The 25,069-nt window shown below is 60.8% G+C and carries 20 protein-coding genes, 3 tRNA genes and 2 pseudogenes; 11 read left to right on the top strand and 14 right to left on the bottom strand.

All coding sequences use genetic code 11. The annotated features are described in order from the left end of the window. Window positions 1–426: 426 nt before the first annotated feature. The 5 genes from MCB86_RS06570 to MCB86_RS06550 all read left to right on the top strand — a co-directional run bounded on the left by MCB86_RS06570 (window position 427) and on the right by MCB86_RS06550 (window position 7,421). The gene (locus tag MCB86_RS06570) at window positions 427–684 is read left to right on the top strand and encodes a type B 50S ribosomal protein L31 (RefSeq protein WP_239610368.1); all 258 of its coding nucleotides are present in this window, start codon (window positions 427–429) and stop codon (window positions 682–684) included. A gap of 89 nt (window positions 685–773) precedes the next feature. Then, a complete protein-coding gene (locus tag MCB86_RS06565; RefSeq protein WP_239610367.1) occupies window positions 774–2,723 on the top strand; it encodes a TonB-dependent receptor in 1,950 nt (649 codons plus the stop codon). A 1-nt stretch (window position 2,724) separates the two neighbouring features. After that, a complete protein-coding gene (gene cobN, locus MCB86_RS06560; RefSeq protein ID WP_239610366.1) occupies window positions 2,725–6,603 on the top strand; it encodes a cobaltochelatase subunit CobN in 3,879 nt (1,292 codons plus the stop codon). A gap of 24 nt (window positions 6,604–6,627) precedes the next feature. Further along, window positions 6,628–7,104: a MotA/TolQ/ExbB proton channel family protein gene (locus MCB86_RS06555; RefSeq protein WP_239610365.1), complete on the top strand. Its 477-nt coding sequence runs from the start codon at window positions 6,628–6,630 to the stop codon at window positions 7,102–7,104. Continuing rightward, a complete protein-coding gene (locus tag MCB86_RS06550) occupies window positions 7,104–7,421 on the top strand; it encodes a DUF2149 domain-containing protein (protein ID WP_239610364.1) in 318 nt (105 codons plus the stop codon). Before MCB86_RS06555 ends, MCB86_RS06550 begins: the two co-directional genes overlap by 1 nt. A 15-nt stretch (window positions 7,422–7,436) precedes the next feature. Here the strand turns inward: MCB86_RS06550 and MCB86_RS06545 are convergent. The 6 genes and pseudogenes from MCB86_RS06545 to MCB86_RS06520 form a co-directional block, all read right to left on the bottom strand. Further along, window positions 7,437–7,741, bottom strand: a pseudogene (locus MCB86_RS06545) (hypothetical protein); the annotation flags it as partial. A gap of 88 nt (window positions 7,742–7,829) precedes the next feature. After that, window positions 7,830–8,147 (bottom strand): hypothetical protein, encoded by a 318-nt coding sequence (locus tag MCB86_RS06540; protein ID WP_239610363.1) that lies wholly within the window; start codon window positions 8,145–8,147, stop codon window positions 7,830–7,832. Between the two features lie 18 nt (window positions 8,148–8,165). Further along, a pseudogene (locus MCB86_RS06535) lies at window positions 8,166–8,459 on the bottom strand (integrase arm-type DNA-binding domain-containing protein); the annotation flags it as partial. A gap of 172 nt (window positions 8,460–8,631) precedes the next feature. After that, window positions 8,632–8,716: transfer RNA gene (locus MCB86_RS06530), tRNA-Leu, on the bottom strand. Window positions 8,717–8,763: 47 nt separating this feature from the next. Beyond that, window positions 8,764–8,839, bottom strand: a tRNA-His gene (locus MCB86_RS06525). Window positions 8,840–8,870: 31 nt separating this feature from the next. Next, window positions 8,871–8,947 (bottom strand) — tRNA-Arg (locus MCB86_RS06520). A 271-nt stretch (window positions 8,948–9,218) separates the two neighbouring features. Between MCB86_RS06520 and folD the strand changes: the two genes are divergently transcribed. Next, a complete protein-coding gene (gene folD / locus MCB86_RS06515) occupies window positions 9,219–10,073 on the top strand; it encodes a bifunctional methylenetetrahydrofolate dehydrogenase/methenyltetrahydrofolate cyclohydrolase FolD (RefSeq protein ID WP_045162129.1) in 855 nt (284 codons plus the stop codon). Window positions 10,074–10,175: 102 nt separating this feature from the next. Here the strand turns inward: folD and MCB86_RS06510 are convergent, their stop codons facing one another. From MCB86_RS06510 to MCB86_RS06485, 6 genes are read right to left on the bottom strand one after another with little or no spacing between them, the layout of a single operon-like run. Then, window positions 10,176–11,915: an ABC transporter substrate-binding protein gene (locus tag MCB86_RS06510; RefSeq protein ID WP_239610362.1), complete on the bottom strand. Its 1,740-nt coding sequence runs from the start codon at window positions 11,913–11,915 to the stop codon at window positions 10,176–10,178. Between the two features lie 42 nt (window positions 11,916–11,957). Further along, window positions 11,958–12,230 (bottom strand): DUF2160 domain-containing protein, encoded by a 273-nt coding sequence (locus MCB86_RS06505; protein ID WP_045162126.1) that lies wholly within the window; start codon window positions 12,228–12,230, stop codon window positions 11,958–11,960. A gap of 13 nt (window positions 12,231–12,243) precedes the next feature. Next, complete coding sequence (locus MCB86_RS06500) at window positions 12,244–13,044, bottom strand: carbohydrate ABC transporter permease (RefSeq protein WP_239610429.1); 801 nt, start codon at window positions 13,042–13,044, stop codon at window positions 12,244–12,246. A gap of 13 nt (window positions 13,045–13,057) precedes the next feature. Next, window positions 13,058–13,921: a sugar ABC transporter permease gene (locus tag MCB86_RS06495; protein ID WP_045162124.1), complete on the bottom strand. Its 864-nt coding sequence runs from the start codon at window positions 13,919–13,921 to the stop codon at window positions 13,058–13,060. After that, window positions 13,918–15,015, bottom strand: coding sequence for an ABC transporter ATP-binding protein (locus MCB86_RS06490; RefSeq protein ID WP_239610361.1), 1,098 nt, complete (start codon window positions 15,013–15,015; stop codon window positions 13,918–13,920). Before MCB86_RS06490 ends, MCB86_RS06495 begins: the two co-directional genes overlap by 4 nt. A gap of 10 nt (window positions 15,016–15,025) precedes the next feature. After that, window positions 15,026–16,108 (bottom strand): ABC transporter ATP-binding protein, encoded by a 1,083-nt coding sequence (locus MCB86_RS06485; protein WP_239610360.1) that lies wholly within the window; start codon window positions 16,106–16,108, stop codon window positions 15,026–15,028. A 219-nt stretch (window positions 16,109–16,327) separates the two neighbouring features. On the opposite strand from MCB86_RS06485, the gene MCB86_RS06480 reads away from it, so the two are divergent. From MCB86_RS06480 to MCB86_RS06460, 5 genes are all read left to right on the top strand, one after another. Further along, window positions 16,328–18,169: a sigma-54-dependent Fis family transcriptional regulator gene (locus tag MCB86_RS06480; protein WP_239610359.1), complete on the top strand. Its 1,842-nt coding sequence runs from the start codon at window positions 16,328–16,330 to the stop codon at window positions 18,167–18,169. Window positions 18,170–18,265: 96 nt separating this feature from the next. Then, on the top strand, window positions 18,266–18,910 hold the full coding sequence (locus MCB86_RS06475) for a TetR/AcrR family transcriptional regulator (protein WP_239610358.1): 645 nt from the start codon (window positions 18,266–18,268) through the stop codon (window positions 18,908–18,910). A gap of 1 nt (window position 18,911) precedes the next feature. Further along, window positions 18,912–19,868 carry an HlyD family efflux transporter periplasmic adaptor subunit gene (locus MCB86_RS06470; protein ID WP_239610357.1) on the top strand — a complete coding sequence of 319 codons (957 nt, stop codon included), beginning with the start codon at window positions 18,912–18,914 and terminating at the stop codon, window positions 19,866–19,868. After that, a complete protein-coding gene (locus tag MCB86_RS06465) occupies window positions 19,855–20,796 on the top strand; it encodes an ABC transporter ATP-binding protein (protein WP_239610356.1) in 942 nt (313 codons plus the stop codon). Before MCB86_RS06470 ends, MCB86_RS06465 begins: the two co-directional genes overlap by 14 nt. Then, window positions 20,793–21,872, top strand: a complete 1,080-nt coding sequence (locus MCB86_RS06460) for an ABC transporter permease (RefSeq protein ID WP_239610355.1) — start codon at window positions 20,793–20,795, stop codon at window positions 21,870–21,872. The genes MCB86_RS06465 and MCB86_RS06460 overlap by 4 nt, the downstream gene beginning before the upstream one ends. An 87-nt stretch (window positions 21,873–21,959) precedes the next feature. Here MCB86_RS06460 and cysS read toward each other — a convergent pair whose 3' ends face one another. Both cysS and MCB86_RS06450 read right to left on the bottom strand, forming a co-directional pair. Continuing rightward, a complete protein-coding gene (gene cysS, locus MCB86_RS06455) occupies window positions 21,960–23,345 on the bottom strand; it encodes a cysteine--tRNA ligase (RefSeq protein ID WP_239610354.1) in 1,386 nt (461 codons plus the stop codon). Next, on the bottom strand, window positions 23,345–25,015 hold the full coding sequence (locus MCB86_RS06450; protein WP_239610353.1) for a glutamine--tRNA ligase/YqeY domain fusion protein: 1,671 nt from the start codon (window positions 25,013–25,015) through the stop codon (window positions 23,345–23,347). Before MCB86_RS06450 ends, cysS begins: the two co-directional genes overlap by 1 nt. Window positions 25,016–25,069: the final 54 nt, after the last annotated feature.

Below are 25,069 nucleotides of genomic sequence, written 5' to 3'. Positions count from 1 at the left end.
TCAAACCCATGTCGCCAGACCGGCGCAACATCTGATGGCGGCACGATCCCCGTCTAAGTTTCCAAACTGGCGACAATGTTCGTTCAAAAGCCACCGTAGACAGTGAGCTTGCCCCGGCCGTGGATTGCAGACGCGGCCATCACTCCGCTCGATCGGCGTGCCTGAGAGAGGCATGGACGGGAAAGCTTCGTCACCCTTGTTTCGCGCTGTCGATGGGGCATCCCGCACGTGTGGGCCGTTCACACGTTACGGCCAATTTACCGCCTTTGCGCTATGCGAACTGTCAGCCGTGTAACCGCTTCCTATTCTACGCCGTGCTGCCCCTCGCTCGGAAACGCGGATGCCGTAACAACCGTAGACCTTAGGTACTTGCGCTTAACGTTACGATATAACATCATTATCAAATCCTATGATGGAGAACCCGATATGAAGCCCGGTATCCACCCCGACTATCGCCCGGTGCTGTTCCATGACACGGCAGCCGACGTCTATTTCTTGATCAGCTCGACCGCTGAAACGACGCGCACCCACCAGCACACCGACGGCAATACCTATCCCTATATCGCCCTCGACGTATCGAGTGCTTCGCATCCGATCTACACCGGCAAGCAGCGCAAGACTACGACCGAAGGCCGCATCGCCGGCTTCAACAAGCGCTTCGCCGGTTTCACTACGAAGAAGTAAGTCCACCTCGTCACAGCGACCCGATCCGTTCCTCCCGGGCGGACAGCGCCGCTGTGCGCGTTCCCCCGTGCCTTCAAGGAAGACGTTCGATGCCCCGCCGTAACCATCATGCGTGCCCCCGCGCCCGGCTCATCCCCGCCCTCGCCCTCGTGCCGCTATCGGCCTTCGCCGACCAAGCATTGCATATCGAACCGACCGTCGTAACCGCCACCTCGACCGTCCGGCAGCTTGACGATGCGCCCGCCAGCGTGTCGGTGATCACCCGGGACGAGCTGGCATTGCGGCCCGTTCAGGACCTCGAAGATGCGCTGCGGGGTACCGCCGGGCTGCAGTTCACCGGCCCCGGCATGACGCGCCGGGGCGTCAGCATCCGTGGCATGGGAAGCGAGCACACACTGGTATTGATTGACGGTCAGCGCATCGGCAACGCAGCCGGCGCCGTGGCGCACGCCGATTTCGATCTGGGCTGGGTACCGGTCGAGGCCATCGAACGCATAGAGGTCGTGCGCGGCCCGATGTCCTCGCTCTACGGCTCCGAAGCGCTCGGCGGCGTGGTGAATATCATCACCCGCCGCAGTACCGATGCCTGGCATGGTGCAGCGCAGGTCAACGGCGGGGTTCGCGAAGATGACCGGGGTGGCCAGACCCATCAGTTGGGCGTCTATGCTGGAGGCCCGCTGGTGCCTGGCGCGCTTGGCCTGTCGCTAACAGGCGAGACGCGTCGTCGCCAGGAAACACCGTTGCATCGCGACGCGCCTCTGTCCGAGATCGAAGGCCGTGACGCCCAGAGCGCGAGCGCAACGCTCAGCTGGACGCCGGATGCTGCGCAACGCATCGACATCGGCTTCGCGAGCGGCCTGGAAGACCGCTGGCGCAATACACGCAGCGCCGGCCGCGCGCCGGTCGAGTACGAGTCCCATGATCGTATCGAGCGTGAGCGCTTTTCCCTTGCACACAGCGGCGAATGGTCCTGGGGTAAAAGCTCTTTGCGCGCCTATCGCAATTCCTTGGAGCGCAACAATCGTTACACCAAAGGGGTCGTCCCCACATCGCCGCGCCAGGAGCTCACCGATGATGTCGTCGACGGCAGCGCAAGCCTCCGCGCCGACGCTCACCTGTTCACCCTCGGCGGTGAGTGGCGCAAGGAGCACCTGGAGGACATCGGCTTTGCCAGTGGTGACGCCAGCAGCATCCATCGCGCCCTGTTCCTGCAGGACGAGACCGAGCTCGCCCCGTCCTGGTCGCTCGTCGTCGGGAATCGCTTCGATCGGCACGAGGAATACGGCTGGCACAGCAGCCCGCGCGCCTACCTGGTGCACCACGTCACCGATGCGCTAACGATCAAGGGCGGCGGAGGACGCGGTTTCAAGGCGCCGACGCTCAAGCAGCTCTCTCCCGGCTACTCGGCCATCGGCGGCGGAGGGATGTTCACCATCTACGGCAACCCCGACCTGGAACCGGAGATCAACACCACCTACGAACTCAGCGCAAACTACCAGGGCGATGGCTGGACGCTCGACGCTGGCGTGTTCCAGAACAACGTGCGCGGGCTGATCCAGACCGTGTGCGTCGTCAACTGCGGGCTTCGCGGCCGAGAGGTTCGCAACTACGAAAACGTCGACGAGGCACGCATCCGGGGTCTAGAGGTTGGTGGCGGCTTGGACCTGCTCGCCGATTTTCGTTGGGAGCTGAACTACACCTACCTCGATGCCATCGATCGCAGCGCCGATCGCCGCCTGGGCGACCGTGCCCGTCACCTGGCCAACACCCGTCTGCAATGGACGCCAACGGCTACCTTCACCGGACAGTTGCGCGGCGAGTACGTCGGCAGCCAACTCACCTACTCAAGCAACACGGCCTATGCGGTGCCGGCGTACAGTCTCTGGCACCTGGAACTGACGCAGCACCTTACCGACGCGTTGAGCATTCGCGGCGGCATCGAGAATCTGACGGACAGGGATTTCAGCGATGCGCCGGACAACTATACGTTCGCCGAACCCGGACGGACCTATCATGTCGGTGTGAGCCTGAGTTTCTGATATGCGTGGTTTGATCTACATCGGCCTCACCGTCCTAGTGATGACGGACGCAAGCATGTCCGCTGTCGCCGCGTTGCCGCCGGATGCCCCTGAGGTGCAGGTCGTCGCGACCGAGTTCGTATTGCAAGGAAAGATCGACCGGCTCGCACGGTTGGCAGGCGAGTCGGGCGTCGGGTTGAGTCGCGCTTTTTTGAACTCACCGGATTTGTCCACCGATACGCCCGATCTGCTCATCCTCGATACGCCTCGTCCGGCAGATCTCGCCGCGGTGCAGCGTGCGCTCGGCGAGCACCTTCGCGACACACGCGCGTCCTGGATACGCGTGGGTGGCGGTCCACCCGCCTTTGGTAACCTGCCTGAGCAGGTGGCCAGGCGGCTGATCGGCTATTACGCCAATGGCGGCCAGCAGAATTACCAGCACCTCTTCGCCTATTTGCGTGCCTGGCATGGCGGCAAGCCTACCGACACGATTGCTCCGCCCACCGAATTGGCGGAATCCGGCTACTACCACCCCGCGGCACCGGGCCCCTTCGAGCGGGTGGAAGACTATCTGGCCTGGGGGGGCGAACGCTGGGCCCCCGACGCGCCGCGAGTGGCCTTTGCGATTCATCGCGGTGCGCTGGTCGACGATCAGCTTCGGCTGATCGATGCGTTGATTGCTCGCAGCGAAGCCCGTGGCCAGGCGCCCATGGCCTTCTGGATGGAGGACAGGGACCCACAGGCACTGACCAAGGTGCTCGGTCCAGCGCATAGCGAGGTGCTCGTCAACCTCCAGCATATGCAAAACGGGCCGGCGCGGCAGGCGGAATTCCTGGAGCTTGGCATCCCGGTGCTAGCCACGCTCACCTGGCGCGAAGGCGATCGAAACCACTGGAGGGCCTCGGCCAGGGGGGTCGCGCCAAGAGCGGCGGCGACCATGCTGACCGTTCCGGAAAGTTGGGGCATGACCGATCCGCTGGTCATCGCCGCTATTGAGGATGGCGAGCCGATGCCCCTTCCTAACCAGCTCGACGCCCTGCTGGCCAAGGTCGATCGCCTGGCCCGTCTTCGCCGCCTGCCCGCGTCCGAGAAGCGCTTGGCGCTGATGTTCTGGAACCATCCCGACGGCGAAAAGAACGTCGCCGCATCCAACCTCAACGTGCCACTCAGCGTTGCGAAGTTGACGTCCACGCTGCATCAAGCGGGCTATGCTGTACCGGAACGCAATGAGGCTGATCTGATCGAAACTGCCCAGCGCCTGTTGGGCGGGTACTACCGCCCCGAGACCCTCGACGCCCTGCTCGCCGACAACCTTGCGATCTCGCTGCCGCTGACCGACTACCAACATTGGATAACGGACCTGCCGGAGCCGCGTCGGCGGGCCCTGATCGAGCGCTGGGGCGATCCTGCCGGCCACTGGGCACTGCGTCAGGTCTCAGGAAAGCCGCACTTCGTCATACCCGCTGCCCGTCTGGGTGCCCTGTTGCTGCTGCCACAACCGCCACGCGCAGGTCGGCCGGGCGAGGCTTATCACGACAGCAAAATTCCGCCCGACCACCTCTATCTGGCCGCCTACCAGGCACTGCGAGAGGGCTTCAAGGCCGACGCGCTGATCCACTTCGGCACCCATGGCACCCAGGAGTGGTTGCCAGGCAAGGATCGGGGCCTCGCCGTGGGCGACTACCCCTTCCTTGCCCTCGACGACCTTCCTGTGTTCTACCCCTACATCCAGGACAACATCGGCGAAGCCATCCAGGCTCGCCGCCGGGGTCGCGCCGTGGTCGTCAGCCATCAGACGCCACCGTTCGCACCGGCCGGGCTCTACGACGAGCTGCGCGACCTACACGCGCTGATCCACCAGTACATGCAGCTCGACGTGGGTGCGGTGCGTGAGGCGACCGTCGAGCACATTCGCCAAGGCGCCCTGCAGAGCGGCATGCTGGCGGACCTGGGTTGGGATGAAGCCCGCATGCGCACCGAGCCTGAGGGGTTCATGCAGGCGTTGCATGATCATCTGCACGAGGTGGCGCAGGCGAACGTGCCTCTGGGGCTGCACACGTTTGGGGAACCAGCGAAGCCCGAGCATCGCCTTGCCACGGTGCTGCAGCAACTGGGACAGCCTTATCTTCAGACGCTGGGCCTCGGCGAAGAGGAGCCAGTCGCCGAGGACTTCGCCGGGCTGCAGACAAGCCTCCCCTACCATACCCTGCAGCGCTTTTTGCGCGACGGCGAAAGCCTCGACACGATCGATGATGGTCGGCTGCGCGAGCAGATCGAACGGGCCCTGGTATTGGATGCGCAACTGGCCGAGCCGGGCGAACTCGAGGCGCTGCTCGAAGGGCTTTCTGGCGGCTTCGTAGCCCCAGGCCCGGGCGGCGACCCGGTGCGCAATCCGAACGTACCCAGTGGGCGCAATCTCTATGCCTTCGAGGCGGACAAGCTGCCAACTAGCGCGGCTTACGAGGCGGGAGGCCGGGCATTCGAGCAGCTGCTCGACACTTACCGGAATGACCACGAAGGCGCCTTACCCGAAAAGCTCGCCTTCAGCCTGTGGTCGTCCGAAGCCATGCGTCATTTGGGCATTCTCGAAAGCCAGGTTCTGCATGCACTTGGCGTACGTCCCGTCTGGGACTCGAGCGGGCGTGTGCAGGCACTTGAGATCATCCCGGCAGCGGAACTCGGCCGGTCGCGCGTAGACGTCGTGGTACAGGTCACCAGTGTCTATCGCGACCAGTTCGACGGCTTCATGCGCCATCTTGCCGATGTGGTGGAACGGCTCTCGCACTTGGACGAGCCGGGTAATGTCCTGGCCAGCAACAGCCGCGCGTTGGCCCTCCGGCTGCGCGGCCAGGGCCTTGAGGCGGCCGACGCAGAACGCCTGTCGCAGCTGCGGCTGTTCGGCAACGAGCCAGGCGATTACGGCACCGGGGTTTCCCAGTTGACCATGGATTCGACGAATTGGGACAACGAATCGGAGCTGGCGCAGCAGTTCCTGTCCCGCCTGCAGTTCGGCTACGGCACCGGTAGTTGGGGCGAGAAAATCGAAGGCCAGAACCTTTTCGCCGAACAGCTCAAGGGCGTGCAGGCGGCGGTCATGGCACGCTCCAGCGAGCTCAATGGTGTGCTTTCCACCGACCATCCGTTCGAGTTCCTCGGTGGGCTTTCCTCGGCCGTTCGCCATCTGGATGGCGCGAGTCCGTCGCTCTACATCTCCGATCTGCGCAAGCGCGAACCGCGCACCACCGGTGCCGCAGGCTACCTTGCGACCGAGCTGCGCAGCCGCTATTTGAATCCCCAATGGATCCAGGCCATGCAGCAGGAAGGCTACGCCGGCACGCTGGAAGTTCTGAACGTGGCTAACAACCTGTGGGGATGGCAGGCGACCGACGCCAATATGGTGCGCGCCGACCAGTGGCAGTCACTGCATGAAACGTTTGTAAATGACCAGCGTGATCTCGGCATCAACGAGTGGTTCGAGGCGCACAACCCCACGGCCCAGGCCCAGCTAATCGAGCGCATGGTCGAGGCGATCCGCAAGGGCTATTGGGATGCGCCCGCGCAAACCCGGCGCGAGCTGGTCGAGCGCTGGCAAGCCTTGACCACCGAGCGCGGCGCCGACGCAGGCGAGCCGGTAACACGCGAGTTCATCGAGCAACTGGCCTCCGGCTTCGGTCTGGCGCTTACCTCGACGCAGCCAGAACCCGAGACGGCGTCGACATCCGACGCGCCTGCAGCTAGCGAAACGGTACGCGGGCAGGTCATGCAGCCAGTGCCCGACCAACCAGCAGAAGAGCATGAGCGCTGGCGGCTGCTGGCAGGCACCTTTTCCCTCGTCCTGCTTTCACTCATCGGCGCGCTACATCAGCAACGGGCGAATCGCCACCTTGCCGCACCCTCCTGAACGAAACGAAACGAAACGAACCTCATGAATACACTTGAAACCAGTCTATACGAGCTTACCCGCATCTTTCTGGTACCCGTTCTGCTGCTCATCCTCGCCGCCTTGGTCTACGCGTTTCTCGCGTTGGGCAGCTTCGCCATGGAAGCCTGGCAGCGTCGCAGTGGACGCTATCGCTCGGCGCTCGCCGCGCATCAGCGCTCCTGTGGCGGTACCAGTGACGATCTCGAGCTGTGGATCATGCAGCGCCTGGAATGGCTGCGTGTAATCTCGCGCAGCACGCCAATGCTGGGGCTGGTCGCTACCATGATTCCCATGGGGCCAGCCTTGCTGGCGTTGACCGAAAGCGACGCCAAGGGTATCGGCGAAAACCTGGTGGTCGCCTTCTCGGCCGTGATTCTGGCCTTGGTCGCCTCGAGCATCGCATTCTTTGTGCTCACCGTGCGCCGCCGCTGGCTGCTTCAGGAGTTGCGCGCAATCGAACGCACGGGAGAGCAAAGCTGATGCGCTTCCTTGAGCATGACGACGAAGACGATCCGCTGCTCTCGGTGGTCAACCTGATCGACCTGCTCCTAGTGGTGATCGGCATCCTGCTCATCGTCATCGTGCAAAACCCGCTCAACCCTTTCCGACAGGACAGGGTTGTGGTCGTCGAGAATCCGGGCGAAGCGAACATGCGCATGCTGATCAAGGACGGGCAGGAGTTGAAGCAGTACGAATCCAGCGGAGAGATTGGTGACGGTCACGGCGCTAAGGCAGGCGTTACGTACCGATTGAACGACGGACGAATGATCTATGTACCAGAGCGCCGGGCGGACTGACGTCAAGCGGCACCCTCACTTCGAAGCGAGCATATATCGAAGCGGAGTCGCGCCCGAACGGATCGCTATGTATGAAGTGCGCCTGCTGCTTTGGCGGAGCCCTTCAAGGCGTAGCGTCAACACCGGTACGCCGTTTCGTGTCACCGCCACCGTATGCTCGAATTGCACAGACAGTTTCCCATCGCAGGTAACGACGTTCAAACCATCATCCTCCGTTTGGCTTGCACAGCGGCCCTGGTTAGTCATCAGTTCGATGGTGAACACCATACCTTCGCGAAGCGCCACCCCGGTTGTTGGCTACCCCAGTGCAGCACTTCGGGAGGCTAGCGCATTTCGAATCCGTCATAGGTTACGGCAGTGGCACTTGCCTTTCAGGTCGCAGTCATGCGCCTCCACTTGAAGCTCGTTTTATCGAGGTGCAACGTAATAGAGCGGCCCGGCGCCCCAGGTTGGCGGCAGGTCGAGATCCGCCTGCCCCCACAGTTTCAGCCGCCCCTGCTTATACGCATCGCTTTCGATCAAGGCGATGTGCACTTTCTTCATGGCGAGCATTAGTGCCTGGATGCCGTCCTCGCCGCAGGCGTAGCCGCGCTCCTGATGAACCGGCCAACCCAGCACGTAGTGACACTGGAACTCGCCCCCGACTGCCTTCTTGGGTTTGCCAAAACGGGCAATGATGCTCATGTCGTCGTCCAATTCGAACCTGCGCTCAACGAAGATGACCATGACAATTCTCCTGTGAAGTCATGATTCGCATGAGGGGCGCCGCGACCGCTTCATGTTTGTCCGAGGCGGCAGCCTGTTCTGGATGTGATGAAGCCTCGCTTCTGAACCGCGCCGCCACGTAATAGCGCCGGTCAGGCCGGCTGAGGACGTTGACCTCTCGAAAGGCGTCTCACTCGTTGGCAACCTGTCGAAAGGACACCAAACGTGGCGACTCTTCCGACTTTCTCTCGGATCAGCCCCGGCCGCCACTTTACGCCAAGCCTTCTCCCGGCGCAGCCGAGCTTCTTTAAGCGAGACTTCCGGATAGGTACCTAGCGAGACGCTGGGCCGCCCGAGCCCGTGATGTACACATTTATGTACCTAAATATCGACGCTGGTACCGGGCGTTTTGAGGCCAGCCAGGAATCTTCCAGGCACAAAAAAACCCCTATTACGGGGCTTTCAGGGATTTCGATTGCTCCAGAGAGGTCTCAAAATCATGTAATGGTGCGGACGGAGAGACTCGAACTCTCACACCTTGCGGCGCCAGAACCTAAATCTGGTGTGTCTACCAATTTCACCACGTCCGCAAATCTGCTAAACGAAAACGCCAGGCAGTGCCTGGCGTTTCGGAATATGGGGTGGACGATGGGGTTCGAACCCACGACCGCAGGAGCCACAATCCTGTGCTCTACCAACTGAGCTACGCCCACCATATTGCCTTGCTTTTGCCAGAGCCCGAAATGGCGCACCCGGCAGGACTCGAACCTGCGACCATCCGCTTAGAAGGCGGATGCTCTATCCAGCTGAGCTACGGGCGCTTTTATCTGCAACCTATCAGAGCGCAGACTTCAAGCTTCAGCCAATGAAGGCCTCGACCTTCAAAAGCCGTCTTACCCAGCAGCAAGCTGTGCTCGACAAGCGGGGCGAATCTTAATGGCCTGCCGGCATGCCGTCAACAGCCAAACCGAAAAAAATTCAGCCTGGTAAAGGAGTTACGGGATTCCGCCGTCGCATTGCCTTTGCCGGACGGTGTCACCGTGCGAGAATGCGCCTCCTTTTTCAATCCTTCTCGATGGTTAATCAAGCGTCATGACCGCAAAACTGATCGACGGTAAAAAGATCGCTGCCAACATCCGCCAACAGATTGCAGGCAGAGTTGCCGAGCGATCTCGGCAGGGCCTCAGGATACCGGGACTGGCAGTGATTCTCGTGGGCACGGACCCGGCGTCTCAGGTCTATGTGGCACACAAGCGCAAGGACTGCGAGGAAGTCGGATTCAAGTCTATCGCCCATGATCTACCGGCAACGACCAGCCAGAAGGACCTACTGGCACTTATCGATCAGCTCAATGAGGATCCGCTCATCGATGGCATTCTCGTACAGCTACCACTGCCCAAGCATTTGGACGCCTCGCAGTTGCTTGAACGCATCCGCCCGGACAAAGACGTCGATGGCTTCCATCCGTACAACATCGGCCGACTCGCTCAGCGGATGCCGCTACTGCGTCCGTGCACGCCGAAAGGCATCATGGCGCTGCTTGAAAGCACCGGCATAGATTTGCACGGGCTCAACGCCGTGGTTGTGGGCGCGTCCAACATCGTAGGGCGGCCCATGGCGCTGGAATTGCTGCTGGCAGGCTGCACGACGACCGTCACCCATCGTTTTACCCATGATCTGGCCGATCACGTCAAGCGCGCCGATCTGATCGTGGTCGCGACGGGTATTACAGGCCTGGTAAAAGGCGACTGGATCAAGGAAGGCGCAGTCGTCATCGATGTCGGGATCAACCGTCAAGCCGACGGCAAACTGGTCGGGGACGTCGAGTTCGAGGTGGCGGTACAACGCGCCAGCTGGATCACCCCGGTGCCTGGCGGTGTGGGTCCGATGACCCGCGCCTGTCTACTGGAAAATACGCTGCACGCCGCGGAACATTTGCATAGCTGACCTGAACGAAGCCTGGTCGTCGGGCGCTCCCTGAGCCAGCGTGATGAAAAAACGGCACCCTGAGGTGCCGTTTTTTTGCGCTTTTAACGAACGTGTCGGCGCTTAGCGCTCCTGTTCCCAAGACTTGATCAGCTCGTCATAACTGATGGTCTGGCCCTGAGGCTTCTCATTTTCCAGCTTGGGTTTCGGTGAACCAGGCTGCTTCAGCCAGTACTCCGGGTCACGCGGCTCGTTCAGTTTCGGACCGCATTTGGACTGGACGTTGGCCCGCTCCAGTCGCGCCATCATGGTGTCTTGCGCTTCGGCAAGACCATCCAGCGCCTCTTGAGGGGACTTGTCGCCGCTGGCCGCTTCGGCGATGTACTGCCACCAGAGCTGCGCCAGACGTGGATAATCCGGCACATTGGTTCCGGTTGGCGTCCACTGCACCCGCGCAGGGCTGCGATAGAACTCGACCAGGCCTCCCAGCTTCGGTGCCGCTTCGGTCATGGCATCGGAATTGATGTCGGATTCACGGATCGGCGTCAGGCCGACCAGAGTCTTCTTCAGCGACACGGTTTTCGACACGGTGAACTGCGCGTAGAGCCATGCAGCCAGACGGCGCTTCTCGGGCGTCGAGTCGAGGAAGGTCCAGGAGCCAGCATCCTGATAGCCGAGCTTCATGCCCTCTTCCCAATATGGCCCTTTGGGAGATGGCGCCATCCGCCACTTAGGCGTGCCGTCTTCGTTGACGACCGGTAGACCCGGCTTGGTCATGTCGGCTGTGAAGGCGGTGTACCAGAATATCTGCTGCGCGATATTGCCTTGCGCCGGTACCGGCCCGGACTCGGAGAACGTCATGCCCTGGGCTTCACGCGGGGCGTATTCACGCATCCAGTCGACGTATTTTTGCGTCGCGTAGACAGCCGCTGGCCCATTGGTTGCGCCGCCACGAGCCACGCTCGAGCCGACTGGATGGCAATCCTCGACGCGGATGCCCCATTCGTCCACCGGCAAGCCGTTTGGCAGCCCCTTGTCACCAGCTCCCGCCATGGAGAACCAGGCATCGGTGAAGCGCCAGCCCAGCGAAGGATCTTTCTTGCCGTAGTCCATGTGGCCATAGACGCGCTGACCGTCGATTTCCTTGACGTGCTTGCTGAAAAACTCGGCGATGTCTTCATAGGCGGACCAGTTCACCGGCACGCCTAATTCATAGCCATAACGCTCTTTGAACTGTTTTTTCAGCTCGGGACGCTCGAACCAGTCGGCGCGAAACCAGTAGAGGTTGGCAAATTGCTGGTCGGGTAGCTGGTAGAGCTTGCCGTCTGGGCCGGTGGTAAAGGAAATCCCGATGAAATCATCGAGGTCGAGCGTCGGCAAGGTAACGTCCTTGCCCTCGTTCTTGATCATGTCGCCGATGGCGATCGCCTTGCCGTAACGAAAGTGAGTGCCGATCAGGTCGGAGTCATTGATATAGCCATCGTAAATGTTCTTGCCGGATTGCATCTGCGTCTGCAGTTTTTCGACGACGTCGCCCTCCTGCATCAAGTCGTGGCGCAGGCGGATGCCAGTAATCTCGCTGAACGCCCGTGCGAGGGTTTTGGATTCATATTCATGGGTCGTGATGGTTTCCGAAGCGACGTTGATTTCCATCCCACGGAAGGGCTCGGCGGCCTTGATGAACCAGCGCAACTCTTCCATCTGCTGTTCCGGCGAGAGGGTCGAAGGATTGAATTCCGACTCGACCCATTTCTTAGCCGCATCTTCATAGGCATCAGCCCATGCCGTTCCTGCAATGCCGGACAACGTCAGCAAGGCCGCGATCGCCATGCCATGTCGGGTGTTGTTTTTATTCTCGAACATAAACACCTCCTTTGGGTTTTTCGGAGGGATGGGCCGCGAGGCTCAACCCCAGCGCATCACTGCAAACAACCAGACGAGAGATAGCGCGGACGCTATCCAGATGCTCCAGTCGGTCAGCCCTATCAGCAGAAGGTGCCAATAGGCGCTGCCCAGAAGTCCAATGAACAATCGATCGCCGCGCGTGGTGACGATAGGCAGGAACCCCTTGCGTGGCACACAAGGCCGCCTCAGCTCCCAAGCGCTCATCAGCGCCAGCATCACGCCAATTACCGCGAAGAAGGCTGCAGTAGGGGTGGTCCAAGCCATCCAATTCATGGTGATCTCCTTCCTATACCCGTCCGAGGGCGAAGCCCTTGGCCACGTGATTGCGGACGAACCAGATCACCAGCATGCCCGGCAGGATGGTCAGCACGCCGGCGGCTGCCAGCACACCCCAGTCAATTCCTGAAGCGGAAACGGTCCGCGTCATCACCGAAACAATGGGCTTGGCGTCTACCGAGGTCAGCGTGCGAGCCAGCAACAGCTCGACCCAGGAAAACATGAAGCAGAAAAAGGCCGTCACGCCAATACCCGAGCCAATCAGCGGGACGAAAATTTTCACGAAGAACTTGGGAAAGCTGTAACCATCGATATAGGCGGTTTCATCGATCTCCTTGGGCACACCAGACATGAAGCCTTCAAGAATCCAGACCGCCAGAGGTACGTTGAACAGGCAGTGCGCCAGCGCCACCGCGATATGCGTGTCGAACAACCCGATCGACGAATAGAGTTGAAAAAACGGCAGCAGAAAAACCGCCGGAGGCGCCATGCGGTTGGTCAAGAGCCAGAAGAACAGGTGCTTGTCGCCGAGAAAGCGGAAGCGGGAAAAAGCATAGGCAGCCGGCAACGCCACGGTCAGCGAAATGATTGTGTTCAGGCAAACGTAATACAGCGAATTGATGTAGCCGCTGTACCAGCTGCGATCGGTGAAGATCACCCGGTAGTTGTCCAGCGTGAAGCCCCGAGGCCAGAGCGTAAGGCCGCCGAGAATCTCGGTGTTGCTCTTGAATGACATATTGACCAGCCAGTAGATCGGCACCATCAGAAAGACGATGTAGAGGATCAATACCGCTCGCTTGCGCAGGTTCATAAGCAGGCCCTTGTCATTTCTGGTCGCCATGGGTCATGGCTGTATAGAACAGCCAGGACACCAGCAGGATGATCAGGAAATAGATCAGCGAGAACGCCGCCGCCGGGCCTAGATCGAACTGGCCCACCGCCATCTTGGTCAGCGTCTGACTGAGGAAGGTGGTGGCGTTGCCCGGCCCGCCGCCGGTGAGCACGAACGGCTCGGTGTAGATCATGAAACTGTCCATGAAGCGCAGCATCACGGCGATCAGCAGCACGCTTTTGAGCTTCGGCAACTGTATGTAGCGGAACACCGCCCAGGACGACGCCCTGTCGATGCGCGCGGCCTGGTAATAGGCGTCGGGGATGGCCCGCAACCCCGAGTAACAGAGCAACGCAACCAGTGACGTCCAGTGCCAGACATCCATGACCAGTACCGTCACCCACGCGTCCCGTGTATTGGAGGCATAGTTGTAGTCGATACCCAGCTCACGCAGGCCGTACCCCAGCAGCCCGATATCGGCACGCCCGAAGATCTGCCAAATGGTGCCGACTACGTTCCATGGAATGAGCAGCGGAATCGCCATCACGATCAGACAGAGCGACGCCCAGCGGCCACGTGTCGGCATGGTCAAAGCAACCGCGATACCCAGCGGGATCTCGATCAGCAGCACGCAGCCGGAAAAGATGAATTGCCGCAGCAGCGAGTCGTGCAGTCGAGGATCATGAAGGATCTGGCGGTACCAGTCCGCACCCACGAAGAACCGCGTCGAGGAATCGAAGATGTCCTGAACCGAGTAGTTCACCACGGTCATCATCGGCAGAATCGCACTGAAGGCGACCAGCAGAAATACCGGCAGCACCAGCCACCAGGCACGGTTGTTCTGGACCTTGGTCATGGTGCCTCCTCCACCAGCCGATCATCGGCGTAGAGCATCAGCCACTGGGCAGGGAAGCCTACCCAGGCCTCGCCTCTCGGGACGGGTTGATCCTCTGGCAGTCGCGCCTTGAGCAAATGTTCTTGCAGGCGAAGCGTGACGATCTTGTAGGTGCCCAGGTCTTCCACTCGCACCACGTCGGCCTGCATCCCGCCTACTGCGGCCTCGTCGGAAACCTGAACGAACTCCGGACGAATGCCGATCTGCAAGCGACACCCAGCTACATCGGGCAATCTCCCGAGCAAGGTATCGGAAAGAGATAGATGCAGATCGCCGAACCCGACACCGCCCTTTTCGGCCCGCACGTCGATCAGGTTCATTCCCGGACTGCCGACGAAGAAGCCGACAAAGGTGTGCTGTGGACGCTCGAACAGTTCCCGTGGCGTGCCGAACTGAACGATCTGCCCACCATGCATCACCGCGATTTTGTCAGCGAAGGTCGATGCCTCCAGCTGATCATGGGTGACGTAGATCATGGTGATATTGAACTGCTCGTGAATCTGCTTGAGCTTGCGCCGCAACTTCCATTTCAGATGAGGATCGATGACGGTGAGCGGCTCGTCGAAGAGAATTGCCGACACATCGTCCCGTACCAAGCCACGTCCCATGGACACTTTCTGTTTCTCGTCCGCGGTCAGGTTGCGGGCTTTTCGCTTGAGTAGCGGATGGAGATCGAGCACCTCGGCGATTTCGTGCACCTTGCTGGCAACCCGCGCTTCCGGAACGCCCTGATTGCGCAACGGGAAGGCCAGATTATCGAAGACGGTCATGGTGTCGTAGACGACCGGGAACTGGAAAACCTGAGCGATGTTGCGTTGCTCTGGCGACATCCTGTTGACTTCTCGCGCGTCGAACAGCACCTGCCCCTCGGATGGGCTGAGCAATCCGGAAATGATGTTGAGCAGAGTCGACTTGCCGCAGCCGGAAGGGCCCAGCAGCGCATAGGCGCCACCCTGCTCCCACACGTGGTCCATCTCGCGAATGGCATAGTCCGCCGCACCATTCGGCTGCGGGTTGTAACTATGGGCAAGGTTCTGCAAGCGAATCTCCGCCATGGCGCTCTCCTCAGACGCGTCGGGCCGGTGCCTGGGCCAACTGCCCACCAGCATCGAACACAAACAGCTTGTGGGTCGGGATGTACACCCGGATCGGCGAATCAACGGCGTAGTCGTGCACACCCTGCAGATGTAGCACTAGGCTGAAATGTTCGTTGCGTACGTGCAGGAAGGTTTCCGAACCGCTGATTTCCGCCAGCTCGACCATGCCGGACACCTCGAGGTCGTCGTCATTGGACGGCACCAGCCCGATATGGCTGGGGCGGATGCCGAACCGGTATTCCCCTTCGTTAAGTGCACGCAGGTCGGCATTAAGGGGAAAGTGCATACATTCCTGGAAGCTCACCTCGTTGGCGGCGATCCGTCCCGGCAACAGGTTGATTGGTGGCTCGGAGAACAGCTCGGCGCTGAGCATCTGACTCGGCCGGTGGTAAACCTCGGACGTCGGTCCGCTCTGAATCACGCGACCTTCATGCAGGACAGTGGCCGTTCCACCGAGCGCCAGCGCCTCGTTGGGCTCGGTGGTGGCATAGACAGCAATGCTGCGCCGCGTCTTGAATAGCTCGCGCATCTCCTGGCGGAGTTCTTCACGCAGCTTGTAGTCGAGATTGACCAGCGGCTCGTCGAACAGGATCAAATCTGCGTCCTTGACCAACGCCCGGGCCATCGCAGTGCGTTGCTGCTGCCCGCCCGAGAGTTCTAGCGGGTGCCGCTGAAGAAAGCCTTCGATGTGCAGCATCTCAGCGGTTTCGCGAACCTTGCGCTCGATTTCCGCCTTGCTCATGCCAGCCTGTCGCAACGGTGAAGCAATATTCTCGAAGACGCTCAACGTCGGATAGTTGATGAACTGTTGGTACACCATCGACACATTGCGCTTGCGCACCGGTACGCCGGTTACATCGGCGCCGTTCATCAGGATCCGTCCCTGGTTCGGCTTGTCGAGTCCCGCCATGAGTCGCATCAGCGAGGTCTTACCCGACAGCGTTCGCCCGATCAGAACGTTGAATGAGCCTGGCTCGAAATTCAGGCTGGCGTCGTCGATATGCAGCTGCCCATCGACGGACTTGGTGACGTGTTCCAGCGTGAGGGACATGTCGCATCCTTCTATTGTTATGGAAGGATGAAGAGCGATATCCGTGCCAGCGCCGGAAAACGCTCTAGTTCGTTATTTTCCGCAGAAAACGTTGTTCTCAAGTGTTCAAAATGAACATTTGTGAACATTGACAGTGAACAGAAATGAACAAGACTGTTCAAAGCCGATAGCCGCGTCAGCGTCGATAACAACAATAAATTGCACATTCAGAGAGGCAACATGGCCGATCCAGCCCAGTCCATCTCACATCAGGCTCTGGTGGAAGATTCGTGGAACCGCTGCGAGCGCTACGGGTTGAACCCGCTCAGCATTCCCAGCTTCGGCCAACCCGCAAAGCAGGACATTGATGCGCTGCTGGAACGCCAGCGCAGCCTGGTGCAAACCACCCAGCGCGAAGTGCTCCCCTACTACGAAAACATCCTTTCGAATTCGAGCTGCCTGATTCTCTTGGCGGACAGTGGCGGGCAGCTGCTCGAATCCTGGGGCGATCGACGCTTTGTAGAACCCGCACAGCAGCGCGGATTCAAGCCTGGCGCGAGCTGGATGGAGCGCGACACCGGAACCAATGCGATCGGCACTGCACTGGCCAGCGGGCAGGCCGTACACATTCAGCGCGACGAGCATTTCCTCAAGGCCAATCGCTATCTTTCCGGCGCGGCTTCCCCCATCTTCGATGCGCAGCGCCAGCTGATCGCCGTACTCGACGTCTCCAGCGACAGCTATCTTCCCCCTTCGCACACGCTCGGCATGGTCAAGATGATGAGCCAGTCGGTGGAGAATCGGCTGATCCTCAATCTGTTCCATGACGACTATTTCCAGCTGACCTTCAATACCGGACAGGACAATCTCGACAGCCAGTGGGCCGGGCTACTGCTATTCGACGAGTCCGGTCTGGTCGTCTCGGCCAACCGGCGTGCCGACAATCTGCTCGGGGTGACACTGGCGCGGACCCGCATCGACACGCTGTTTGATGTCCCCTTATTACAACTGCTCAATCAACCCGAAGACCAGCCCTTGCTGTTGCGAGCAATGGGCCGCCATCGCTTTCACGGCATCGTGCGACGTCCGCAGAAACCCCGCATGCAGCCGCGCGACTTCCGCACGATGGCTCGACCGGAGCAACCCATCGACCTGGCTGGCATCGACCAGGGCGACCCGCAAGTCAACAAGGTGATTCGCCAGGCCAGACTCATGCTGGAAAAGGATGTTCCGATTCTGGTGCACGGTGAAACGGGTGTCGGTAAGGAAGTCCTGGTCAAGGCGCTGCATGCATCCAGCTCGCGGGCCAAGGCACCATTGATCGCCGTAAACTGCGCTGCCATACCCGGCGAACTGATCGAATCCGAACTGTTCGGCTACGAGAAAGGTGCGTTCACCGGTGCCCATCAGAAAGGCAGCCTCGGCTTGATCCGCAAGGCAGATCGAGGCGTGCTGTTCCTAGACGAAATCGGTGATATGCCGCTGAATCTCCAGGCGCGCCTGCTACGCGTGTTGCAGGACCGCAGCGTCCAGCCGCTCGGTGGCGGAGAGCCCTTCCCCGTCGACTTTCGCCTGATTTGCGCAACGAACCGCTCGCTACGCCAGGAGGTCGAGAATGGCCGCTTTCGCCAGGACCTGTTCTACCGCGTCAGCGGACTCAGCGTGGAACTGCCGCCTTTACGAGATCGCCGCGACAAGCAGGCGCTGTTCCAGCGAATCTGGGAACAGTATCGAGAACCGCAGCAGTGGGCCGGGTTGAGCGCCGAAGTGCAGCGCTTATTCAACAGCCATCCCTGGCCGGGAAATATCCGGCAGCTGAGCAGTGTTATCCAGGTTGCGTTGGTCCTGGCCGACGATCAGCCGATCCGCCCCGAGCACTTACCCGACGACTTCTTCGACGATCTGGAACGCGCTCCGACCCAACCGACGCCACGCTCTGTGGAAGCCACTCCCTCCCCCAGCGACGATCTGGCCAGCCATTACCACGCGTGCCGCGGAAACATTTCGCATTTGGCCCGCAACCTCGGGATGAGTCGCAACACTCTTTACAAGCGTCTACGTGAACAAGGGCTGAAAGCATAAAAGCCTGAACGCTGCCTCTAGCGAAATACACAACGCTTGTTCAATCGAGCGAATGATGCTTTCATCGACATTAATTAATTACCTGATTAATTAAATATGCCAAAAGCTCATAAAGCTCGCCGCACTGCTGGTCGTCCGGCCTCGCACCAACAGGTACAGCGCGATCAATTACTCGATCTTGCTACCCAGGCGTTCGCCCACACTGGCATCAAGGCCAGTAGCCTGCGCATGATCGCCGAGTCTGCCGGGGTGACTCCCGCGTTGCTCAACTACTATTTTGGCAACAAGCAGCAACTCGTCGACGCCATGGTCGAGGAACGCTTTTTGCCACTGGTCCAGGAAATCGCCGAAGAGCTGCGATCCACGGACGACGACCCGCAGCGCCTGGTTCGCACCTTCGTCCGTAGCATGAGCGAAATGGTGCGACACAACCCATGGATACCACCGTTGTGGGTGCGCGAGATCCTTTGCGAGGGCGGCCTGCTGCGCGCACAACTGACCACCCGGATCGCGCCTATGGTGCCGTTGCTGCTGGCTCAGCGATTTGCCTCCGCCCAGGCGCGTGGAGCGCTCAATCCGACGCTGGACCCACGCCTGCTGGTGGTTTCCCTGATTGGCGTAACCATGCTGCCCTATGCCGCCGAGTCCATCTGGCGGGGCATATTTGCCAATCCGGAGGTTGGCCACGAAGCCCTCGTCAACCATACCCTAGCCCTAATGGAACGCGGCATGGAGGTCTGACATGAGCCGTGTACTACTTGTCGCCCTGTTACTCCTCGGGCTTATCGGCTGTGAAGCTAAAAACGACAAACTCCTCGGCACCTTGGAATGGGATTCGATCAGCCTGCCCGCCGAGGCCTCGGAAATCATGCTTAGCGTGAACGTCAACGAAGGCGATCATGTGGCAGCCGGCCAGCTACTGCTGGAGCTGGATGCGCGCCGCCACGATGCCCGCATCGCCCAGGCCAGGGGACAGGTCGATCAGGCCGCCGCCCAGTTCGCTGAATTGAGCAATGGCGCCCGTAGCGAGACCATCGAAGCGGCCCGCGCACGGTTGGCGAGGAGCCGTGCGGAACAGACCGATACCGAGCGTAGCTTCCAGCGCATCGCTGCACTCTATCAACGCAAGCAGGTCGCCATCGCCGAGCTGGATCGCTCGCGCGCCGCCCGGGATCAAGCCAGGGCCTCCGTGCGCAGCGCCGAGGCGCAACTGAGCGAGTTGACCAACGGCACACGGACGGAACGCCTGGACCAAGCCACTGCCGCGCTAGACGCCGCGCGCGCGAATCTGAACCTCCTGCAGATTGGCCGTGAGCATCTCAGCCTGCGAGCGCCCCGTGCCGGTCTGGTGGATGCCTTGCCCTTCAAGACAGGCGACCAACCGCCTGCTGGGGCCGAACTGGTCCGTCTACTGGTGGGCGATGCGCCCTATGCGAGGGTATTCATACCTGCGAGTCAGCGGGCGCAGATCCACATTGGAGACGGCATGCAGGTCTGGGTTGAAGGCGTCGACCAGCCGTTCGCCGCACATGTGCGTAGCATTCGCAGCGAGGCGAGCTTCACGCCCTACTACGCACTCACGGGCGATGACGCCAGTCGCTTGTCCTACCGCGCCGAACTGGTGCTCGAAGGTGCCGAGGCGCAGCGGCTACCGGCCGGGCTGCCTCTACGGGCAGAACGGTTGAATGATGAACAATGACGATCTGGTGATACGCGCCCGAGGCCTGAGTAAGTGCTTCGGTACGCTGACCGCCGTCGACCATCTTGAGCTCAACGTGCGCCGCACCGAAGTGTTTGGTTTCCTCGGACCCAACGGCTGTGGCAAGTCCACCACCATTCGCATGCTCTGCGGCCTGCTGCAGCCCAGCGAGGGAGAAGTCGAAGTGCTCGGCTACCAGATTCCTCGAGACGCAGAAGCACTGAAGCGCCGCATCGGCTATATGACGCAAAAGTTTTCCCTTTATGACGACCTTACCGTCATGGAAAACCTGGAGTTCCTCGCCGCCGTCCATGGCCTGAGCCGTCGGGACGCCCACCAGCGTACCGAGGAGTTGCTGGAGCGCTACTGGCTGACCGACCAGCGCTCGCAAATGGCCGGCACCATGAGTGGTGGGCAGAAGCAGCGTCTGGCACTGGCCGGCGCCGTGCTGCACAAACCCGACTTGCTGCTGCTCGACGAACCCACCAGCGCCGTGGATCCGCAATCGCGCCGAGAGTTCTGGGGATCACTGTTCGAACTGGCCGATGCCGGCACCACACTGCTGGTTTCTACGCACTACATGGATGAAGCCGAGCGCTGTACCCGCCTGGGCATTCTCGACGCGGGCCGGCTGGTTGCCGACGGCAGCCCGCGAGAGCTGATGGACGCGCTACCCAGCCACCCGCTGTTGATCGAATGCCGCCAGCCACGGCAAGCCCAGCGAGCGCTCGAAGGGCACCCAGAAGTGCTCGCAATGGCGCAGATCGGTGCTGTGCTCCGCGTCCTCTGTGCTGGCAGCGATACGCGCGAGGCCATCGCAGCCACGCTACAGCGTGCTGGCATACCCGCCGAGCTGCGGGACGGTGAAGCCAATCTCGAAGATGTCTTTGTCAGCGTCACCCGCAAGCCCGTGGAGGCCACGCCATGAACCTGCGCAGGTTGGGCGCCATTGTGCTTAAGGAGCTGCGTCAACTGCGCCGCGACAGACTGACCTTCGCAATGATCGCCGGCATTCCTCTCTTGCAGCTGGTGCTGTTCGGTTACGCCATCAATATGGACGTGCGCGGCATCCAAGCGGCGGTGCTTGACCAGGCCAATACCGCCAGCTCCCGCGAAGCCATCGCCGAACTGGCCTCCAGCCAGGTGATCGAACTGCGCTACCACTTGGACAACCCGCAACAGATCAACCAATTGCTGCGCGAAGGCCGGATCAGCGCTGCCCTGGTGGTCCCAGTGGATTTCAATGCACGCCTGCAGCGCAAGGACCGCCCTCCGCTGCAACTGGTGGTCGACGGCTCCGATCAGAGCGTGCAAGCCTCGGCCCGCCAACTGGCAGCCTACCCGCTGCCTGGCTGGAGCAACCGCCAAGCCGTGGAGGTGGTCAACTTCTACAACCCGGAACGCCTGGCACCTCTGAACACCGTACCGGGACTGCTGGGCGTGATCCTGACCATGACCATGGTGCTATTCACCGCGGTCGCTCTGGTACGCGAGCGCGAGCGCGGAAATCTGGAATTGCTGATCGCCACGCCAGTCTCGCCGTGGGAATTGACCGTCGGTAAGGTCCTGCCCTTCGTGGGCATCGGCCTGATCCAAGTCAGCGTCATCCTACTGGTCGGTCACTGGCTGTTCGCCGTGCCGGTACGCGGCTCGCTGCTGGAGCTCTATGGCGCCTCGCTACTGTTCATCGTCGCCAGCTTGTCGCTTGGCGTGTTTCTTTCCACCCTGGCCAGTACGCAGTTCCAGGCTATGCAGATGGCGTTCTTCACATTCCTGCCGCAGATTCTGCTGTCGGGATTCATGTTTCCCTTCGCCGGCATGCCGAAAGCCGCCCAGTGGATCGCCGAGCTCTTGCCTCTGACTCATTACCTGCGCATCACCCGCGGCATCATGCTGCGCGAGGCCGGCATGGGCGAGCTATGGAACGAAGCCCTGTGGTTGCTGGTATTCTGCGCCATTCTGCTGGGCCTTTCGGTATCCCGCATTCAGAAGCGCCTAGATTGAACGCTGCGCAGCAACGAGCCCGCCAGAAGGCGTCGTTGCCCCAAATGAAAAAGGCCGCACACGCGGCCTTTGTCCTTTTGACAGCAATCAGTCAGCCAGCCGCCATGTCGTCCCACCTTTGCCGTCTTCCAGGACGACCCTCATGGCGGTGAGCTGATCGCGGATGCGGTCGGACTCGGCCCAGTTTTTCTCGGCACGAGCTTGCAGGCGAGCGGCGATCAACGCCTCCACCTCAGCTGCGTCAACCTTACCTGCGGCACCGGCCTGCAGAAAGTCGTCCGGCTCCAGCTGCAACACACCTAGCGGCCCGGCCAGCTCCTTCAGACGCGCCGCCAGACCGGCAGCGGCTTGCGGATCGGACGGGCGCAGGCGGTTGACCTCGCGGGCCAGCTCAAAGAGCACAGCACAGGCCTCCGGGGTATTGAAGTCGTCATCCATCGCCGCCGAGAAACGCTCAACGAAAGCCTCACCGCCTGCAGGCGCCGCGTCAGGCATGCCCCTCAAGGAATGGTAGAAGCGCTCGAGCGCGCCTTTGGCTTCTTTCAGGCTGTCTTCGGAATAGTTGATCGGGCTGCGGTAGTGGCTTGACACCAGCAGGTAGCGCACCACTTCCGGCTGGTATTTCTCCAGCACTTCGCGAATGGTGAAGAAATTGCCCAGCGACTTGGACATCTTCTCGCCATCGACACGCACCGCTCCAGCGTGCATCCAGGCGTTGGCGTACTGCTTGCCGGTTGCCGCTTCGCTCTGCGCAATCTCGTTCTCGTGATGGGGGAACACCAGATCGGGACCGCCGCCGTGGATATCGAAGGTCTCCCCCAAGCAGCAGGTAGACATCACCGAGCATTCGATATGCCAGCCCGGACGCCCCGCTCCCCACGGCGAATCCCAGCTCGGCTCACCCGGTTTGGCCGCTTTCCAGAGCACGAAGTCCAGCGGATCTTCTTTGGCCTCGTCGACTTCGATGCGCGCACCGATCTTGAGATCTTCGATCTTTCGGCGTGACAGCTTGCCGTAGCCGACGAACTTGCCGACTCGGTAATAGACATCGCCATTACCCGGCGCGTAGGCGAAGCCCTTGTCGATCAAGGTCTGGATCATGCTGTGCATGCCGGCGATGTGCTCGGTGGCACGCGGCTCGAGATCCGGCCGCAGGACGCTGAGTCGTGCCTCGTCCTCATGCATGGCGGCGATCATGCGTCCGGTCAACGCCTCGAAGGCCTCGCCATTTTCCTGAGCACGCCGGATGATCTTATCGTCGATATCGGTGATGTTGCGCACGTAGGTCAATTCATAACCACGCTGGCGCAACCAGCGCGAGACCACGTCGAACGCCACCATGACGCGCGCGTGACCGATGTGGCAGAAGTCATAGACCGTCATGCCGCATACGTACATGCGTACCTGGTTGTCGACCAGCGGCTTGAGGGGCTCCTTGGCCTTGGTCAGGGTGTTGTAGATGGACAACGCCATTACTGGCCTCCCCAGGAGTCACGCAGCGTCACGGTCCGATTGAACACCATGGCGCCCGGGTGACTGTCCTTGCGATCGACGCAGAAATAGCCCTCGCGTTCGAACTGGAAACGGTCTTCGGCTTGGGCCGAGGCCAGCGAGGGCTCGGCACGGCAGCCCTTGAGCACCACCAGCGACTCGGGGTTGATGTTGTCGAGGAAGCTGCCGCCCTCCTCGTCTTTCTCAGGATTGGCCGAGCGGAACAAACGGTCGTACAGACGCACTTCGCACTCGAGGCTCTCGGCGGCCGGAACCCAGTGAATGACGCCCTTGACCTTGCGGCCCTCCGGGTTCTTGCCCAACGTGTTTTCGTCGTAGGAACAACGCAGCTCGACGACGTGGCCGTGCTCGTCTTTAACCGCTTCATCGGCACGGATAACGTAGCCGCCTCGCAAACGCACTTCGCCGCCCGGAATCAAGCGCTTGAAGCCGGCCGGCGGGACTTCTTCGAAATCGCTGGCGTCGATGTAGATCTCGCGGGAGAACGGCAATTGGCGTACGCCCATGTCCTGCTTGGGATGGCGAGGCAGCTCGAGATTCTCGACCTGACCTTCGGGGTAGTTGGTGATGACGACCTTCAGTGGCTTGAGCACGCACATGGCGCGTGGTGCGTTGGCGTCCAGATCCTCGCGGATTGCGAATTCGAGCATGCCGATGTCGACCACACCACCGGCACGGTTCACGCCGATCATGTCGCAGAAGGAACGAATCGACGCCGGGGTATAACCGCGTCGGCGATAGCCGGTGAGCGTCGACATGCGCGGATCGTCCCAACCGTTCACGTGCATCTCATCTACCAATTGCTTGAGCTTGCGCTTGCTGGTGATGGTGTAGTTCAGGTTGAGCCGGGCGAATTCGTACTGCCGCGGGCGCGCAGGAACCGGGAGGTTTTCGAGGAACCAGTCATAGAGCGGCCGGTGATCTTCGAACTCCAGGGTGCAGATCGAATGAGTGATGCCCTCGATGGCGTCCGACTGGCCATGAGTGAAGTCATAGCTGGGGTAGATGCACCAGTCATTGCCGGTCTGGTGATGATGCGCATGACGAATACGATAGAGAATCGGGTCGCGCAGGTTCATGTTCGGCGAGGCCATATCGATCTTCGCGCGCAGCGCCTTGGCGCCCTCCGGAAATTCACCGGCCTTCATCCGAGCGAACAAATCCAGGTTTTCTTCCACCGAGCGATCGCGAAACGGGCTGTTTTTGCCCGGTTCGGTCAGGCTGCCTCGATACTCCCGAGCCTGCTCGGGGGTCAAATCGCAGACGTAGGCTTTGCCGGCCTTGATCAGATCGATGGCCCATTCATGGAGCTGGGAGAAATAGTTGGAGGCATAGCGCTCTTCACCCGCCCACTGGAAACCGAGCCATTGGACGTCGCTCTTGATCGCATCGATGTACTCCTGATCTTCCTTCGCCGGATTGGTGTCGTCGAAGCGAAGGTTGCACTCGCCGCCGAACTCCTTGGCCAGGCCGAAATTCAGGCAGATCGACTTGGCGTGGCCGATATGGAGATAACCGTTGGGCTCGGGCGGAAAGCGCGTGACGATCTTGGCATGCTTGCCCGATTCCAGGTCGGCCTGAATGATCGGGCGGAGAAAGTTGGTGGCTGCGGTAGTCTCAGGCTTGCTCATGGTGTCCTTAACGATCTGCGAGTGTGCGGCTCAGAGAGGTTTACAAAAATAGTC

It is taken from the genome of Pseudomonas sp. KSR10, from assembly GCF_022355455.1.
GTDB lineage: Bacteria > Pseudomonadota > Gammaproteobacteria > Pseudomonadales > Pseudomonadaceae > Stutzerimonas > Stutzerimonas stutzeri_E.
This window is presented reverse-complemented; position numbering and strand designations above follow the sequence as displayed.